At 73.3% G+C, this 15,666-nt stretch carries 16 protein-coding genes; 8 read left to right on the top strand and 8 right to left on the bottom strand.

The features are described from left to right. The first annotated feature begins 1 nt into the window (after nt 1). A complete protein-coding gene (locus J2X68_RS07135; protein WP_310431586.1) occupies nt 2–199 on the top strand; it encodes a hypothetical protein in 198 nt (65 codons plus the stop codon). An 88-nt stretch (nt 200–287) separates the two neighbouring features. Here the strand turns inward: J2X68_RS07135 and J2X68_RS07130 are convergent, their stop codons facing one another. Further along, complete coding sequence (locus tag J2X68_RS07130; RefSeq protein ID WP_310431585.1) at nt 288–1,868, bottom strand: FadD3 family acyl-CoA ligase; 1,581 nt, start codon at nt 1,866–1,868, stop codon at nt 288–290. 100 nt (nt 1,869–1,968) lie between these two features. Here J2X68_RS07130 and J2X68_RS07125 point away from each other — a divergent pair, with 100 nt between their 5' ends. Genes J2X68_RS07125 through J2X68_RS07115 form a run of 3 tightly spaced genes read left to right on the top strand, consistent with a single transcriptional unit; the run spans nt 1,969 to nt 4,337 of the window. After that, complete coding sequence (locus J2X68_RS07125; RefSeq protein ID WP_310431584.1) at nt 1,969–3,126, top strand: lipid-transfer protein; 1,158 nt, start codon at nt 1,969–1,971, stop codon at nt 3,124–3,126. A gap of 24 nt (nt 3,127–3,150) precedes the next feature. Further along, nucleotides 3,151–3,567, top strand: a complete 417-nt coding sequence (locus tag J2X68_RS07120; RefSeq protein ID WP_310431583.1) for an OB-fold domain-containing protein — start codon at nt 3,151–3,153, stop codon at nt 3,565–3,567. Next, complete coding sequence (locus tag J2X68_RS07115) at nt 3,564–4,337, top strand: enoyl-CoA hydratase/isomerase family protein (protein WP_310431582.1); 774 nt, start codon at nt 3,564–3,566, stop codon at nt 4,335–4,337. Before J2X68_RS07120 ends, J2X68_RS07115 begins: the two co-directional genes overlap by 4 nt. A 99-nt stretch (nt 4,338–4,436) precedes the next feature. Here J2X68_RS07115 and J2X68_RS07110 read toward each other — a convergent pair whose 3' ends face one another. Then, a complete protein-coding gene (locus J2X68_RS07110) occupies nt 4,437–5,651 on the bottom strand; it encodes an amidohydrolase family protein (protein ID WP_310431581.1) in 1,215 nt (404 codons plus the stop codon). A 121-nt stretch (nt 5,652–5,772) separates the two neighbouring features. Between J2X68_RS07110 and J2X68_RS07105 the strand changes: the two genes are divergently transcribed. Continuing rightward, on the top strand, nt 5,773–6,237 hold the full coding sequence (locus J2X68_RS07105) for a MarR family winged helix-turn-helix transcriptional regulator (RefSeq protein WP_310431580.1): 465 nt from the start codon (nt 5,773–5,775) through the stop codon (nt 6,235–6,237). A gap of 129 nt (nt 6,238–6,366) precedes the next feature. On the opposite strand, the gene J2X68_RS07100 is transcribed toward J2X68_RS07105, so the two are convergent. The 3 genes from J2X68_RS07100 to J2X68_RS07090 form a co-directional block, all read right to left on the bottom strand. Next, on the bottom strand, nt 6,367–6,900 hold the full coding sequence (locus J2X68_RS07100; protein ID WP_310431579.1) for a hypothetical protein: 534 nt from the start codon (nt 6,898–6,900) through the stop codon (nt 6,367–6,369). 165 nt (nt 6,901–7,065) lie between these two features. Beyond that, nucleotides 7,066–9,453, bottom strand: coding sequence for a serine/threonine-protein kinase (locus tag J2X68_RS07095; RefSeq protein ID WP_310431578.1), 2,388 nt, complete (start codon nt 9,451–9,453; stop codon nt 7,066–7,068). A 188-nt stretch (nt 9,454–9,641) separates the two neighbouring features. Continuing rightward, nucleotides 9,642–10,364, bottom strand: coding sequence for a VOC family protein (locus tag J2X68_RS07090; RefSeq protein ID WP_310431577.1), 723 nt, complete (start codon nt 10,362–10,364; stop codon nt 9,642–9,644). Nucleotides 10,365–10,498: 134 nt separating this feature from the next. Here J2X68_RS07090 and J2X68_RS07085 point away from each other — a divergent pair, with 134 nt between their 5' ends. Next, complete coding sequence (locus tag J2X68_RS07085; RefSeq protein WP_310431760.1) at nt 10,499–11,134, top strand: TetR family transcriptional regulator; 636 nt, start codon at nt 10,499–10,501, stop codon at nt 11,132–11,134. Between the two features lie 86 nt (nt 11,135–11,220). Here J2X68_RS07085 and J2X68_RS07080 read toward each other — a convergent pair whose 3' ends face one another. Then, nucleotides 11,221–11,673, bottom strand: coding sequence for an Lrp/AsnC family transcriptional regulator (locus J2X68_RS07080; RefSeq protein ID WP_310431576.1), 453 nt, complete (start codon nt 11,671–11,673; stop codon nt 11,221–11,223). 82 nt (nt 11,674–11,755) lie between these two features. Here J2X68_RS07080 and J2X68_RS07075 point away from each other — a divergent pair, with 82 nt between their 5' ends. Further along, complete coding sequence (locus J2X68_RS07075; protein ID WP_310431575.1) at nt 11,756–12,370, top strand: LysE family translocator; 615 nt, start codon at nt 11,756–11,758, stop codon at nt 12,368–12,370. A gap of 226 nt (nt 12,371–12,596) precedes the next feature. On the opposite strand, the gene J2X68_RS07070 is transcribed toward J2X68_RS07075, so the two are convergent. Next, nucleotides 12,597–13,070: a nitroreductase family deazaflavin-dependent oxidoreductase gene (locus tag J2X68_RS07070; RefSeq protein WP_310431574.1), complete on the bottom strand. Its 474-nt coding sequence runs from the start codon at nt 13,068–13,070 to the stop codon at nt 12,597–12,599. Continuing rightward, complete coding sequence (locus J2X68_RS07065; RefSeq protein ID WP_310431759.1) at nt 13,067–14,344, bottom strand: acyl-CoA dehydrogenase family protein; 1,278 nt, start codon at nt 14,342–14,344, stop codon at nt 13,067–13,069. Before J2X68_RS07065 ends, J2X68_RS07070 begins: the two co-directional genes overlap by 4 nt. A 113-nt stretch (nt 14,345–14,457) precedes the next feature. Between J2X68_RS07065 and J2X68_RS07060 the strand changes: the two genes are divergently transcribed. Beyond that, the gene (locus J2X68_RS07060) at nt 14,458–15,627 is read left to right on the top strand and encodes a thiolase C-terminal domain-containing protein (protein ID WP_310431573.1); all 1,170 of its coding nucleotides are present in this window, start codon (nt 14,458–14,460) and stop codon (nt 15,625–15,627) included. The last annotated feature ends 39 nt before the right edge of the window (nt 15,628–15,666 follow it).

The following is a 15,666-nucleotide window of genomic DNA, read 5'->3' as shown; positions in this document are numbered from 1 at the left end:
CATGAGCAGCACCGAGAAGCAGTCGACGGACGCCACCGCGGACATCACCACGCTGGAGAACCACGCGCCGATCCTGCCGGCCCTGTCCAAGCCCGCCACGCCGGACACCGAGACGACCGCGCCGGCCGCCGAGGAGAAGATCGTCACGCTGGAGAACCACGCTCCGGCCCCGCCCGCCCTGGACCTGGGCGGCAAGTAGGCACCACCCGTCGCCACGTCGACGGGGATCGGCCGCGGCGGCGCGGAGGGGAGCCGCCGCGGCCGCCGCGCGCCCGGGGGCCGCGCGGTCAACCGGAGCGCAGCTCCCCCTTCACCACCTTGCCGCTCGCGTTGCGGGGCAGGGCGGTCACGAACTCCACCGCTCGCGGCACCTTGTAGTTGGCCATCTCCCGCCGGGCCCAGGCGATCAGGTCGTCGGCCGTGGAGACCGCGCCCGGCCGCCGGACCACGTAGGCCTTGCCCACCTCGCCCAGCCGGGGATCCGGGACGCCGATCACGGCCACGTCGGCGACGTCCGGGTGCAGGCCGAGGCGCTGCTCTATCTCCGCCGGGTAGGCGTTGAAGCCGCCGACGATGAACATGTCCTTGAGGCGGTCGGTGATCCGCAGGTTTCCGGAGGCGTCCAGGACGCCCACGTCACCCGTGCGCAGCCAGCCGTCCTCCGTCAGGGCCTCCGCCGTCGCCGTCTCGTCCTCGTAGTAGCCGCGCATCACGTTGAAGCCCCGGACCAGGACCTCCCCGGGTTCGCCCGGTGACGCGTCCACCCGCACCTCGGTGCCGGGGATCGCGCGGCCCGACGTCGAGGCGATGACCGTGGGGTCGTCCCCGCGGCGGCACATCGTGACGACGCCGCTCGCCTCCGAGAGGCCGTACGCCGTCAGGACGGTCTCCACGCCCAGTTCGCCCCGCAGGCGTTCGACGAGCCGCAGCGGCACCACGGCCGCGCCCGTGACGACCAGCCGCAGCGCCGACAGGTCGTGCTTGTCCCGGGACGCGTGGTCCAGGAGCGACTGGTGCAGGGTCGGCGGCCCGGGGAGCACCGACACCCGTTCCGCCGCCACGTTCGCGAGGACCGTGTCCACGTTGAACACCGGCTGGGGGATCATCGTCGCGCCCCGCATCAGACAGGCGATCACGCCCGCCTTGTAGCCGAAGGTGTGGAAGAAGGGGTTCACGATCAGGTAGCGGTCGTCCTGCCGCAGTCCCGCCAGATCGGTCCAGATCCCGTACGCCCGCAGGGTCTGCGCGTGGGTGATCACCGCGCCCTTGGGGCGGCCCGTGGTGCCCGAGGTGAAGACGATGTCCGAGGGCCGCTCCCCGGTCACCCGGTCCGCTCGCGCGCGGACCTCCGCCGTCCCGACGCCCTCGCCGCCCGCCAGGAAGTCCTTCCAGGTCCGGAAGTCCGCCGGGGCGTCGTCCGAGAGGACCACCACCTGTTCGAGCGCGGGCAGCCCGGGCAGCGGGCCGCCGCCGGGGCCGTGTGCCGCCGCCCGCCGCAGCGACGCCACGTACGAGGTCCCGAGGAAGGCGCCCGTCACGAACAGCAGACGCGTTCCGCTGCGGCGCAGCACGTCCGCCGCCTCCGCGCCCTTGAAGCGGGTGTTCAGGGGCACGAGCACCGCTCCCGCGCTCACCGCCCCGAGCGCCGCCACCATCCAGTCCAGGGAGTTCGGGGCCCAGACGGCGACGCGGTCGCCCGCGCGCACCCCGCTCGCCAGACAGGCCGCCGCCGCGCGTTCGACGCGGGCGCCGAGCTCGGCGTACGAGATCCGGGTGCGGCCCTCCACCACGGCCTCGGTCGTCGCGTACCGCTCGGCGGACCAGCGGACCAGGCCGGGGATCGTCCCCCACTCGATGTCACCGCGCATGACCAGCCTCCCCACCCGACCACTAGCTGACTGTCCGTCAGATTAGCGGTAACCTGACGGACTGTCAGCAGCACTGTCGCCGTGCGGAGGTGGGTGCAGCATGCCCGGACTGACCGGAATCAAGGACGCCACGGCCATCGTCGGCATCGGGCAGACGCCCTTCGCCAAGCACCTCCCGGAGGACGAACGGACCCTCGCCTGCCGGGCCGTGCTCGCCGCCCTCGACGACGCCGGGATCGCCCCCGGCGAGGTCGACGCCCTCGCCTCCTACACCATGGAGGAGACGGACGAGGTCGAGCTGGCGAAGGCCGTCGGATTCGGGGACCTGACCTTCTTCAGCAAGACCGGCTTCGGCGGCGGCGGTTCCTGCGCCACCGTCGCCCACCTCGCCGCGGCCATCGCCGCCGGGCAGGCCACGGTGGGCGTCGCCTGGCGGTCGCGGAAGAGGGGCTCCGGGCCGCGTCCGTGGACCGATACGGCCGTCCAGCTCCCCACCCCCGCCCAGTGGACCCGGCCCTTCGGGCTGCTGCGGCCCGCCGACGAGATAGCCATGCTCGCCCGCCGCTATCTGCACGAGTACGGCGCCACCCGCGACCACCTCTTCAACGTCGCCCTCGCCTGCCGCAACCGCGCCAACCAGAACCCGGCCGCCGTGATGTACGAACGGCCGCTCACCCGCGAGATGTACATGTCGTCCCGGTGGATCAGCGAGCCCCTGTGCCTGTACGACAACTGCCTGGAGACGGACGGGGCGTTGGCGTGCGTGGTCGTGAGCAGCGAGCGGGCCGCGGACTGTCGCCGCGCACCCGTGTACGTCCACTCCGCCGCCCAGGGCCTGCCCGCCCAGCACCACGGCATGGTCAACTACTGGAACGACGACCCCCTCACCGGCCCCGCCTGGGCGGCCGCCCGGCACCTGTGGAAGCACGCCGACCTCACCCCGTCCGACGTCGACGTCGCGCAGATCTACGACGCCTTCACGCCCCTGGTCCCGCTCTCCCTGGAGGGGTACGGGTTCTGCGGCCGGGGAGAGGGCGGGGCGTTCACCGAGGGAGGGGCCCTGGAGACCGGCGGACGGCTGCCCCTCAACACCGGCGGGGGCGGGCTCAGCGAGGCCTACGTCCACGGTTTCAACCTCATCAACGAGGGCGTCAAACAGCTGCGCGGGACCAGCACCGCCCAGGTGCCCGGCGCCGCGACCTGCCTCGTCACCGCCGGCGAGGGCGTCCCCACCTCCGCCCTGCTGCTCAGGAACTGACCGCCCCGAGGAGTTGATCCCGCGATGCTCACCCCCGTCACCGACGCCGACGGCGCCCCGTTCTGGCGCTACGCCGCCCAGGGCGAACTCCGCGTCCAGGCCTGCGCCGACTGCGGCGAACCCCGGTTCCCGCCCCGCCCCTGCTGCCCGCACTGCCGGTCCTTCGCGAGCGAGTGGCGGCTGACGTCGGGGCGCGGCCGGATCTGGTCCTACGTCGTCCCGCATCCGCCCCTGCTGCCCGACTACGCGGCCCTCGCCCCCTACAACGTGATCCTCGTCGAGCTGGCCGAGGCGCCCCGCATCCGGATGGTCGGCAACCTGGTGAGCGGACCGGGGGCGCCGATCGACTCGGTCTCCCCCGACCGGGTCCGCATCGGCGCCCGGGTACAGGTCGTCTTCGACGGCGCCGGGCTTCCGCAGTGGATCCTGGAGCGGCCGTGAGCGTCCGGCTGGACGTCGACAAGGACACCGGGGTCGCCGTCGTCACCCTCGACCGGCCGGCCCGGCTGAACGCCCTCGACCTCGACACCGTCCACGAACTGCGGCACATCTGGCAGGAGTTGCGGTTCGACGACGCGGTGCGGGCCGTCGTCCTCACCGGGGCCGGGCGGCGGGCGTTCTGCACCGGCCTCGACCGGGACGCCGTCGTGCCGCAGCCCGGCTCCCCGTACATGCAGGACGATCCGCTGCTCACCGTCGGCCCGAAGGCGAACGACCTGTGGAAGCCGGTCGTCGCCGCCGTGGAGGGGATGGCCTGCGGAGGCGCCTTCTACCTGCTCGGGGAGTGCGAGTTCATCGTCGCGGGCGCCGACGCCGCCTTCTTCGACCCGCACACCACCTACGGGATGGTCAGCGCGTACGAGTCGGTGCTCCTGGCCCAGCGGATGCCGTACGGAGAGGTCGCGCGGATGATGCTCATGGGGACGGCGGAACGGATCTCCGCCCGGCGCGCCTTCGACGTCGGGCTGGTGTCCGAACTCACCGACGCCGGCGGGGCGTCGGCCGCCGCCGTCGCCTGCGCCGCCGTCGTCGCCGGGTATCCCCCCGCCGGGGTGCAGGGCACCGTGCGGGCGCTGTGGTCGGCGAAGGAGGCGGCCCGCGCGATGGCCTTCGCCCAGGCGCCGCATCTCATCTCGCTGGGGAACCTGCCGACCGAGGAACAGGCACGCCTGTTCACGGGACGGACGACCGCCCGCCCGCGAACCCGCTGACCGGGCCGGAGTCCGGGCACGGCCGTCCCTCACGCCCGCCGGGTCCGCCGTGCACGGCCCACGGCGGCCCGCCGCCTGCCGCACGGGACGGCACGGCCGTCAGGCCGCCAGGCGGGTGCCGCGGCGCCAGACGGCGCGGGTGTTGAGGGTGTCGCCGATGGTGTTCGTCGGGTCGCCGTCGACCAGCAGCAGATCGGCGCGGAGGCCCTCGGCGATGCGGCCCCGGTCGGCGAGGCGGAAGCGGCGGGCCGTGGTCGCGGTGGCCGCGCGCAGGGCCCGCGCGGGGGTGAGGCCTGCGGCCACGAGGTACTGCAGTTCGTGGTGGAGGCTCGCGCCGTGCGCCAGGCCGCCGAAGAACGTCTCGGGCATGGAGACGTCGGAACCGGCCAGCACGTCGACACCGGCGGCGTCGAGAGCGCGCACGGTGTCGTACACGTCGTCGAGCCTGCCCTGCGGGTAGCGGTTGTAGCTGGAGCGCAAGGTCCGGTCCCACTCGCTGTCGAGGCGCGCCGCGACCCGGGGGTCGTCGGCGAGTGCGCTGCCGGTGATCCCCATCATCGAGGCGTTGAGCGTGATGCAGGGAATGACGAACATGCCCGCGTCCTTGATGACGCCGATGATCTCGTCGGTGTGCGGCTGGTCCATGAACACGTGGGTGAGGCCGTCGATCCCGGCTTCGGCCGCCATCAAGGTGGCTTCCACGGTGAGCGCGTGGGCCACGGTCAGCGCGCCGTACTTCTTGGCCTCGGCCACACCGGCGTTCACGGTGGCCCGGTCGAGCGAGGGCAGTCCGGGGTGCCCCTCCACGCTGCCGTCGTCGATCATGAACTTGATGAAGTCGGATCCCCGGGCGAGGAGCTGGGGCACGAAGCGGGCCGCTTCCTCGGGGGTGGTGGAGAACGGCATCAGGGGCATCACCGGGGGGAGATCCCACTTCGGCCGGAACCCTTCGGGCATCAGCTCGCTCGGGTGACCACCGGGCGGTGTGATGGCGAAGCCGGAGGAGCGCACGTCGGCCTGGGTGTCGTCGTCGGTGATGAGACCCCGGTTCTCCCGGGTGTTCATCCCCTGCATCTCCAGTTCGGTCGTCACCCCGAACCGCAGGGCGAGCGCCAGGGAACCCGGGGCGGAGTGGACATGGGCGTCGATCAGTCCCGGCAGGAGGGTGGCACCGGCGCCGTCGACGATCTCGCTGCCGCGGGGGGCGTCGCCACCGACGCGCGCGATCCTTCCGCCCTCGACGACCACGGTCTGCACACCTGTCGCCTTCTCTCCGTCGAAGATCTGCGCGCCGGTGATCGCGGTGAGGGTCATAGCGGTCCGCCTCGGTTTCTCACTCGTCCAGGATTTACATACCTAATGCTATGCAGTTACCTGACGGCATGCAAATGCCTGATGGTATGCACGTGCGGGCACCGGCCCTAGACTCGGTCCCATGAGCCGCGTGTCCTTCCCCGAACCCTCCGACGACACGGCGTTGGACCAGATCGGCCCGGCGCTGTCACGGCTGCGCCGACGGGCACCGGCATCGAGGAAGGACCTCTCCCGCAATCTCGTGCTCAACGTGATCGCCGACGCGCCGGGCGAGACGACCGTCGGCAGCCTCGCCGCCGAGATGGGTGTCGCCCAGCCGGTGGCCAGCCGGACCGTGGCCGCCTGCATCGAGGACGGACTGCTGCGCCGGGCCGCCTCCCAGTCCGACGGACGCCGTACGGTGCTCGAACTCACCGAACACGGCGAGGCCGTACGCGACCGCTTCGCCGCCGAGCAGCGAAAGGCGTTCCTGGAGATCACCGCCGCCTGGTCGCCGGAGGAGCGGATCCAGTTCGCACGGCTCCTGGCCCGGTACGGAGCCGACGCCACCGCGTGGTCCAGGAGACAGGCCGCGGGCCCCGAGTGAACCGGCGGCGTCCCGCCCCCGGGCGCGGCACGGCCTGCGGGCAAGCCGCGACCCGCCCGTCACGGCGGCCCGGGCCGCCGGCGTCGGAGCGCCGCGGGGAGGCGCCGGACCGTCGAGCGAGGCGGCCGGTCAGCGGGCCGGCGCGTACGGCTCCGGGTCGCAGTGGTCGACCTCGGCCGCGACGCCGGGGGCGGACAGGTCGACCTGGACCGTCGCCGTGTCGTTCGCGGCGACGTACTCCTCGGCGCTCCGCAGTTCCACCCGCCGGGAACCGGCGTCGAGGAAGTCGACCGTGACGGTGAAGTAGCCGCCGGCCGCGTTCGGGTTGGTGACCTCGACCGTCGCGTACGCCTCGCTCGGCGTCGCGCAGTCGACCAGTTCCACCGTGGCGTCCTGCTGCGCCGTGGACGTGCTCGAGGAGCCGCCGTCGCCGTAGGTGTCGTCCGTGTCATCGTCGTCGTAGTACGTGCTGCCGGACGAGCCGCTGGACGTCGCACCCGACGTCGACGACGAGCTGTCGTGGTTCTGGTCGGAGCTGCTGCACCCGCCGCCCCCGCCGCCGTGGCTCCTGCCGTGGCCCTTGCTCGTCGAGAATCCGGTCAGCGCCAGCACCACGCACACGGCGACCGCTGCGAACCTGAGTTTCCGCCCCCGTCGATCCATACCGGCAGCCTAGGCAACGCCTGTCACGACCATGTCACTGCATGGCGACCGGCCGGTCCCCGGCGTAGCGTCGGCGGTGGCGGCCGCCGTCCGGATCCCTTCCGTGCACCCCGCTCGACGGCCGTCCCGGTACGGCGGCCGTCCTCCCGGCGGGGAACGGACGGCTCAGGCCGTGCGGGCCGTGCCCGTGCCCTTCTCCGCGTCCAGCGCGTACACGCAGCGGTCCTTGCTGGACGCGTACACCACGCCGTCGCGCACCACCGGGGAGCCGGTGATCTCGCCGCCGGTCGCCAGCTTCCAGCGCAGCCGGCCGTCGTCGGCCTTCAGCGTGTACAGCAGGTGGTCCGTGGAGCCGAAGTGGATACGGCCCTCCGCGACCGCCGGGGCGCCCACGATGTCGCCGCCCGCCTGGAAGCGCCACTTGGGCGTGCCGGTGACGGCGTCCAGGGTGTAGAGCCCCTTGCCGCTGCCGACGTGCACATGGCCCGCCGCCACCAGCACCGGATCGACGGACGACCGGGCCTCGGTGGCGATGCGCCAGCGGTCGCGCCCGTCGGTGGCGTCGAGGGCGTACACGGTGCCGAGGTAGTCGGCGAGGTAGACGCCGCCGCCGGTCACCGCCGGGCCGGGCACGAAGGTCGGCGGCGACAGGAAGACCGCCGGGGCCTCGAAGTGCCAGCGCACCATGCCGCTCGCGACGTCGACCGCGAGGACGCGGGTGCCCGCGGCCAGGTACACATAGCCGTCGGGGGCGGGCGTGACCCGGACCGGGACGCCGCCGCAGGAGGCCGTGTCGCCGATGGGGTACGACCAGCGTTCCTCGCCGGTGCGGGCGTCCAGGGCTCGGAGCCGGGCGTCCTGCCAGACGAAGACCGTGCCCTCGTGCAGGACCGGGCCGGCCTCCGGGGACTCGAAGTCGGTCTGGCAGCCGGTGATCTCCCAGAGCTTGTGGCCGGACGAGGCCTCCCAGGCCTGGACGCCGCCGCCGCGCGTGCCGGTCACGACGGTGCCGCGGTCGGCCTTGAGCGCGTACACCCAGGCGTCCGTCGACAGCCGCCACAGGTCGCCGCCCTCACGGGCGTCGAGGGCGAACAGGGTGGGGCCGTCGGAGGCGTGCACCCTGCCGTCGGCGACCGCCATCGACCAGGCCACGTCCCGCGTCTTGAAGCGACGGCGGCCGGTGGCCACATCCAGCGCGTGCACCTCGAAGGAGGTCACGTAGACGAGGTCCCCGGCGACGGACGGCGTGCCCCACACATCGTTCGACATGCGAAAACGCCAGGGCCGCCAGCCCGCCGGGGTCTCCGAGGGTGCGCTCTGCGGGCCCGGCACGGTCGTGTCGGCGCCGTTGACGCCGGGGCGCGGCCGGGACCAGCTGGCGACCAGGCCCGGCTCGGCCACCGGCGCCTTCACGGCGGCCGTGGCCCGGACGTCGGCGACGCGCGGCCCCGGCCCGATCGGCACGGCGGCGCCCGCCAGCCGGACCGGACCGGTGTCGGGGGCGCCGACGGCCACGGGCGCGGGCGCCGGCCGGGAGAGGACCACGGGCGCGTGGGGCGGCGGGGGCGGCACCGGCGGCACGGCGGGCCGGGCCATGCCCACGCCGCCTCCGCCTCCGCCGCCGCTGCGCGGGCTCGGGGGCGCCGGTTTCGCCGCACGGCCGCCGCGGCGCGTCTCGATGAGGGCGACCGCCTTCTCGGGCAGCCACGCCGACGCCGTACCGCTGTCGTCGGATCCTGAGCCGAAGAGGTGGGGAGCCAGCTGGGCCTGGAGGTCGGCCGGGTTGGGCCGGGCCGTGGCCTCCATCTGCATACAGGACTCGATGAGCGGGCGCAGCTCGTCCGGCAGCCCCTCCAGGTCCGGTCCCTCGCGCAGCAGCATGAAGACCGTCTCGACCGGGTTGGCGCCGTGGAACGGCGGGTGTCCGGTGGCGGCGAAGACGAGCATCGAGCCGAGCGAGAAGACGTCGCTCGCGCCGGTCACGCTGCGCGAGTCCTTCGCCTGCTCGGGGGACATGTAGGCGGGGGTGCCGACCGCCACGTTCGTCATGGTCAGACGGGTGTTCGAGACGCCGGACGCGATGCCGAAGTCGATCACCCGGGGCCCGTCCTCGACGACGAGCACGTTGGACGGCTTGAGGTCACGGTGGACCAGTCCCGCGCCGTGGATCGACTGGAGCGCCTCGGCGACGCCCGCCGCCAGCCAGCGCACCGCCTGGGCCGGCATCGGCCCGCAGTCGTTCACTATTTCCTCGAGGGAGGGCGCGGGCACGTAGGCGGTGGCCAGCCAGGGCACGGCGGCACGGGGATCGGCGTCGACGACGGCGGCCGTGTAGAAGCCGGAGACCGCCCGGGCCGCCTCGACCTCGCGGGTGAAGCGCACCCGGAACAGCTGGTCCTCGGCGAGCTCGGTCCGGACCGTCTTGATCGCCACGCGCCGGCCCGAGGCCGAGCGGGCCAGGTAGACCAGCCCCATGCCGCCGGCCCCCAGCCGTCCCAGCACCTCGAACGGCCCGATCCGCCGCGGATCGTGCTGCGTCAGCTGATCCACCACTTGCCTGCCACCTCCCCGTACGAACCGCGTCACCCACTTGTGTACACGGCCCCGTGCAGCGTCTCACCACCGCACCGCCATGGCGGCACGCACCCTGATTCTTCCTGGCCGGACGGCCGGTTGCGAACCCGGGGGCAATCGGGGTGTCTCATTTCATATACGCGCATACCGCACGCATACGACGCCTGTCAGCGCTGGAGCAGCGCGAACGACGCCCCTTGATTGTCCGTGACGACCGCCACGATTCCGTACGAGGCGGTGAACGGACCCGCCTGCACCCGCCCCCCGAGCCGCGTCACCGCGCCGAGCGTCGCCTCGCAGTCCTCCACGCCGAAGTGGACGAGGAAATGCGGCGGCATGACCTCCGGGAAGACATCGCCGACCGGCGCCCGCCCGAAGTCGGGTTCGGCGCCCGGGCCGAACAGTGCCTCGTGGAAGAGATGCCCGTAGAAGGAGTTGGCGGCCTCGGTGTCCCGGGCGTAGAGCTGCGCCCAGGCGAAGGCGCCGGGCCGGTGCCTGACCCCGAAGCCGGGGTGGCCCTCCGCCTGCCACAGACCGAAGACGGCGCCCTCGGGATCGGCGGCGAGCACGGAGACGCCCGCCCCGCCGACCGGCAGCGGCGCCATGATGACCTGCCCGCCGGCGTGCTGGATGCGGCGGGCGGTCTTCTGCGCGTCCGGGGTCGCGAAGTACACCGTCCAGACGGTGGGCATCCGGCCGTCCGTCTTGTGGGCGAGCGCCGCCACCGGCTCCCCCTCCAGCCGGGCCCACACCGAGGAGCCGTACGCCTCCTCGAATCCCCACCCGAAGAGCTCACCGTAGAACCGCTTGCCCGCGTCCACATCGGGGAGCTGCGCGTCCACCCAGCAGGGGACGCCCTCTGCGTACACCGATGCCCTGTTTTCGGCCATGCAGCCAAACTAACGGCGTCGCACGCAAGCCGCAGACCAGGCACACCCGCCTCCGCACCCCCTCGCACCCCATTTGCAGTCGGCCGAATAGCGCTCCGATCACCCCTCGGTAAGCTGACGGCATGACAGGACAAGTGCGTACCGTCGACGGCCGCGTGGCCGGTCGGCGCGGGCAGGCGACGCGGCAGAAGCTGCTGGACTGCCTCAGCGAGATGCTCAGCTCCTCTCCGTACCGCGACGTCAAGGTCATCGACGTCGCCCGGAAGGCAGGCACTTCACCCGCGACCTTCTACCAGTACTTCCCGGACGTCGAAGGCGCCGTACTGGAGATCGCCGAGCAAATGGCCGCCGAGGGAGCCGAGTTGACCGGCCTCGTCGAGGGACGGTCCTGGGTCGGCAAGGCGGGCTGGCAGACGGCGCAGGAACTCGTCGACGGCTTCCTGGAGTTCTGGCGGAAGAACGACGCGATCCTCCGGGTCGTCGATCTCGGCGCGGCGGAGGGGGACAAGCGCTTCTACAAACTCCGCATGAAGATCCTCAATTCGGTGAACAACTCCCTTTCGGACGCGGTCGCCGAGCTGCAGTCCAAGGGCAAGGTCGACAAGGAAGTGAACCCGGGCGCGGTCGCCGGGGCGCTCGTCGCGATGCTCGCGGCGGTCGCCTCGCACCAGAAGGGCTTCCAGACGTGGGGCGTCAAGCAGGCTGAACTCAAGCCGAATCTCGCCCTGTTGGTGCATCTGGGCATCACCGGCAAGAAGCCGACGAAGTAGCCCGGCCCCCACTCGATCCACGGTCACGTCCTGTCTGTCAGGCGGCAGCCCACTCCGGTGGGCTGCCGCCTGCCGCGCTGTCGGCCTCAGGCGGGCAGCGCCCGGTCCCTCACCACGTGTTTCATCACCAGCGTCGACGTCAGCCGCTGCACCCCCGGCAGGGTGGCGAGCCGCTCGTCGTACAGCCGCTGGAAGGCCGCGAGGTCGGCGGTGGCCACCCGCAGCAGATAGTCGGGCTCCCCGAACAGGCGCTGCGCCTCCAGCACGTGTTCCACCTCGCCCACCGCCCGCTCGAACTCGGCGACCGTGTCCCGGTCCTCCTGCCGCATCGAGACGAAGACCAGCGCCTCGAAGGTCAGCCCGAGGGCGGTCGGCTCCACCACCGCCCGGTAGCCGCTGATCGCCCCGGACCGTTCCAGCTCCCGCAGCCGCCGGTGGCAGGGCGAGACGCTCAGCCGCACCCGCGCGGCCAGCTCGGTCACGGTCAGCCGCCCGTCCTGCTGAAGCTCGGCAAGAATCTTCCGGTCCACGTCGTCCATGGGGCAGATCTTCCCTCATTCACCCTGCATGTGCGAAAACTTCGGGAACACTTTCGGCCGCATCGCGCCTAATGTCCCCGGTATGGACTCGGGAACGCTGATTTCTTTCCTCGCCGTCGACCTGCTGCTGGTGTGCGTGCCGGGCGCCGACTGGGCGTACGTGATCTCCGCCGGGCTGCGCGGCCGCTCGGTGGGCGCGGCCGTGGGCGGCCTGGTGAGCGGGTACGCGCTGCACACGGTGCTGGCCGCGGCGGGCCTCGCGGTGCTGGTCGCGGGGTCGCCGACGCTGCTCACCGGGCTCACCGTGGCGGGCGCGGCGTACCTGGTGTGGCTCGGGTGGGCCGTGCTGCGGCGGCCGGGGACGCCGGGCGCGGGTGCGGAGATCGCGACGGGCGGCGCCCGGGTGTTCCTGCGCGGGGCCACGATCAGCGGCCTCAACCCCAAGGGCCTGCTGCTCTACCTCTCGGTCCTGCCGCAGTTCCTCACGACGGGGGACGGGCGACTGCCGGTGGCCGCCCGGACGACCGCGCTCGGGCTGCTGCACATGGCGTGCTGCGCCGCCGTCTATCTGACGGTGGGCGTCCTGGCCCGCAGGCTGCTGGGCGCCCGCCCGGCGGCGGCACGGGCGGTGACCCGCACGTCCGGGGCGGCGATGCTGGGCATCGGCGCCTTCCTGCTGTTCCAGCACGCGCTCTAGGCCCTTCGGGCCCCGCCGGTCCCGTTCTCTCCGTGCTCTCCGTGCTCTCCGGCGTTCCCCGTGCCCTGCAGGTTCCCCGTGGTCCTTGAGTTCTCCGTGATCCCTGTGTTCTCCGTGGTCCCTGTGTTCTCCGTGGTCCCTGTGTTCTCCGTGATCCCTGTGTTCTCTCCCTTCTCCGTGCTCTCCCCGTTCCCCGTGCTCTGCGCGTCTTCCGTGCCCTCCGCCCTCACGCCCTCGGGGTGAGCCGGAACAGCCGGATCTCCCGGTCCACCCGTGCCTGGTACGTCGCGTACGGCGGCCAGAACGCCAGCAGCGCCGTCCAGACGGCCGCCCGCTCCTCCCCCGTCAGCAGCACGGCCGTCACCGGGAGGTCCGTGCCCTTCCAGCTGATCTCGGCGTCCGGGTGGGCCAGGAGGTTGCCGGTCCAGGCGGGGTGCCCGGCGCGGCCGAAGTTGGAGCCGATCAGGATCCAGCTCCCGCCGCCCTCCTCGGGCATGCAGGCGAGCGGCGCACGCCGCGGCAGTCCGCTCCGCGCCCCGGTGGACGTCAGGATCACGCCGGGCAGCATCTGGGCGCTGAGCAGCACCTTCCCCCGGGTGAGGCGGTGGACCGCCCGGTCGAGCGCGGGGATGACATGCGGAGCCACCTTCGCGAAAGCCCGCGTCGAGGAGACCTTCTGCACCGCCCGGACGCCGATCACACCGGCACCTCCGTGCGCTCGAAGAGCCGCGCCCCCTCGGCCGCGTGCGCCCGCAGCCGGTGCACGGGCCCGAACAGCAGCTCGTCGCCGGCGGCCCGCTTGAAGAACAGGTGCGCCTCGTGCTCCCAGGTGAAGCCGATGCCGCCGTGCAGCTGAATCCCCTCGGCGGCCGCCCGGCGCAGCGCTTCCAGCGCCTGGGCCAGGGCGAGCCCACCGACCCGCTCACCACGACGACCGGCCCCGCCCGGGCCGGCGCAGCCCCCTCGCCCGCCCGCGCCGCTCCCACTCTCCGGGCCGTCCGGGCCGCCCTCGGCGCCGTGACCGGCCGCCGCCCAGGCGGCGTAGTACGCGGCGGACCTGGCCGCCTGGATCTGCACGTACACGTCGGCGAGCCGGTGCTGGACCGCCTGGAATGAGCCGATCACGCGCCCGAACTGCTCCCGCCGGCCGAGGTGGTCGACGGTCCGTTCCAGTGCGCGGTCGGCGGCGCCGACGGCCTCGCAGGCGAGGAAGGCGGCCGCGAAGTCACCGGCGCGAGCCAGGGCCTCCCCCGTGGACGCCTGCTCGACGCCGAGCAACTCGGCCCGTACGTCCCGAAGTTGCACCCGGGCCTGCGGGCGGGTCGCGTCCAGGGCCGTCTGCCGGGTGCGGACGAGCCCGGCGGCGTCCCCGGCCACGACGAACAGCAGGGTGCGCGACCGCACGAACCCCCCGGTGTGCGCGGCGACCACCAGCGCCCCCGCGCTGTGCCCGTCGAGCACCTGCGCGGCCTCCCCGTACAGCCGCCAGACGCCCTCGGCCCGGCGGGCCTGGATCCCGCCCGCCCGGCCGCCCCCGGCCCAGTCGCCGTCCTGGGGGCCGGTCAGGTCGAGGGCGGCGGCCAGGGCGGGCGCGGGCACGGCGAGGGCGGCGGTCAGGGTTCCGCCGGAGATCCGGGGCAACAGGTCGGCGCGCTGGGCGTCGGTGCCGAGGGCGAGGATCAGCGGCGCGGCGAGGACGGAGGTGGCGAGGAGCGGGGAGGGCGCGAGCGCCCGGCCGGTCTCCTCGGCGGCGAGGGCGAGGTCGGTGACCGGGCAGCCGACACCGCCGTACGCCTCGGGGAGCGCGAGGCCGGGCAGTCCGAGCTGCTCGGCGAGGGCGGCCCAGAGGGCGGGATCGTGGCCGCGTGGCGTGTCCAGGGCGGCCCGCAGCTCCCCGGGACCGCAGCGTTTGTGCAGCAGGTCGCGCAACGTGCGGCGGATCCCGTCCTGTTCGGCGGTGAAGCCGGGGTCCATGGCCACCCCTCTCCTAGGGATCTGACGGGGCGTCATATTAGGGCGGGGGGGCCGGAATGCCCAGAGAGGCGGCACCTGTCGGTGCGGGCGTTATCTGATGTACCGTCAGATCCATGGCATCCGGTACCCGGAGAACAGCCGTGGTCGGCGTCGCCCTCTCCGACTGCGGCCGCGTGGACGACGCCACCCCCTACGCCCTGCACGCCCAGGCGGCCCGGCGGGCGCTGGCGGACGCGGGACTCGACCGGTCGCTGGTGGACGGCTTCGCCTCCGCCGGGCTCGGCACCCTGGCCCCCGTCGAAGTGGCGGACTGTCTGGGCCTGCGTCCCACCTGGGTCGACTCCACCTCCGTCGGCGGGGCTACCTGGGAGGTCATGGCGGCGCACGCGGCCGACGCGATCGCCGCGGGGCACGCGAACGCGGTCCTGCTGGTGTACGGCTCGACGGCCCGCGCGGACGTGAAGGCGGGCCGCCGCACCGGCACCTTCGCCTTCGGCGGCCGGGGTCCGCTCCAGTTCGAGGTGCCCTACGGCCACACCCTGATCGCCAAGTACGCGATGGCCGCCCGCCGCCACATGCTCCAGTACGGCACGACCATCGAGCAGTTGGCGGAGGTGGCCGTCCAGGCGAGGGCGAACGCGGCGCTGAACCCCGACGCGATGTTCCGCGACCCGGTGACGGTGGACGACGTGCTGTCCGGCCCGATGATCGCCGACCCCTTCACGAAACTGCACTGCTGTCTGCGCTCCGACGGCGGCGCGGCGGTGCTCCTGGCGGCCGAGGAGTACGTGCGGGACTGCCGCACGGACCCGGTGTGGGTCCTCGGCACGGGGGAGCACGTCTCGCACGCCTCGATGTCCCAGTGGGACGACTTCACGGTCTCCCCGGCGGCGGTGAGCGGCCGGCTGGCCTTCGAACGGGCGGGGCTGCGTCCGGAGGAGATGGACTTCGCCGAGATCTACGACGCGTTCACCTACATGACGCTGGTGACCCTCGAGGACCTGGGCTTCTGCGCGAAGGGCGAGGGCGGCGCGTTCGTCGAGAAGGGGCGGCTGACCCTCTCCGGAGCCCTGCCGGTGAACACGGACGGGGGCGGTCTCTCGGCCCAGCATCCGGGTATGCGGGGGCTGTTCCTGCTGGTGGAGGCGGTACGGCAGCTACGGGGCGAGGGCGGGGAGCGGCAGGTACGGACGGCGGACGGCGGCCTTCCCCGGCTGGGCGTCGCCTCCGGGACCGGCGGCTGGTTCTGCTCGTCGGGGACGGTGGTCCTGGGACGGGACTGAGGATCCCCGGCCGGGACCGAGCCTGTCCCCGGCCGGGAC

Source organism: Streptomyces sp. 3330 (genome assembly GCF_031456635.1).
Taxonomy (GTDB): domain Bacteria; phylum Actinomycetota; class Actinomycetes; order Streptomycetales; family Streptomycetaceae; genus Streptomyces.
The sequence above is the reverse complement of the archived record's forward strand: the minus strand, read 5'-3'. Positions and strand labels throughout refer to the sequence as shown.

Excerpts from the sequence above, each read along its gene's own strand:
- J2X68_RS07100 (WP_310431579.1), bottom strand. The coding sequence starts at position 6,900 with ATGGATCGACGGGGGCGGAAACTCAGGTTCGCAGCGGTCGCCGTGTGC.
- J2X68_RS07125 (WP_310431584.1), top strand. The coding sequence starts at position 1,969 with ATGCCCGGACTGACCGGAATCAAGGACGCCACGGCCATCGTCGGCATC.
- J2X68_RS07120 (WP_310431583.1), top strand. The coding sequence starts at position 3,151 with ATGCTCACCCCCGTCACCGACGCCGACGGCGCCCCGTTCTGGCGCTAC.
- J2X68_RS07080 (WP_310431576.1), bottom strand. The coding sequence starts at position 11,673 with ATGGACGACGTGGACCGGAAGATTCTTGCCGAGCTTCAGCAGGACGGG.
- J2X68_RS07065 (WP_310431759.1), bottom strand. The coding sequence starts at position 14,344 with ATGGACCCCGGCTTCACCGCCGAACAGGACGGGATCCGCCGCACGTTG.
- J2X68_RS07135 (WP_310431586.1), top strand. The coding sequence starts at position 2 with ATGAGCAGCACCGAGAAGCAGTCGACGGACGCCACCGCGGACATCACC.
- J2X68_RS07110 (WP_310431581.1), bottom strand. The coding sequence starts at position 5,651 with ATGACCCTCACCGCGATCACCGGCGCGCAGATCTTCGACGGAGAGAAG.
- J2X68_RS07075 (WP_310431575.1), top strand. The coding sequence starts at position 11,756 with ATGGACTCGGGAACGCTGATTTCTTTCCTCGCCGTCGACCTGCTGCTG.
- J2X68_RS07090 (WP_310431577.1), bottom strand. The coding sequence starts at position 10,364 with ATGGCCGAAAACAGGGCATCGGTGTACGCAGAGGGCGTCCCCTGCTGG.
- J2X68_RS07105 (WP_310431580.1), top strand. The coding sequence starts at position 5,773 with ATGAGCCGCGTGTCCTTCCCCGAACCCTCCGACGACACGGCGTTGGAC.
- J2X68_RS07060 (WP_310431573.1), top strand. The coding sequence starts at position 14,458 with ATGGCATCCGGTACCCGGAGAACAGCCGTGGTCGGCGTCGCCCTCTCC.
- J2X68_RS07130 (WP_310431585.1), bottom strand. The coding sequence starts at position 1,868 with ATGCGCGGTGACATCGAGTGGGGGACGATCCCCGGCCTGGTCCGCTGG.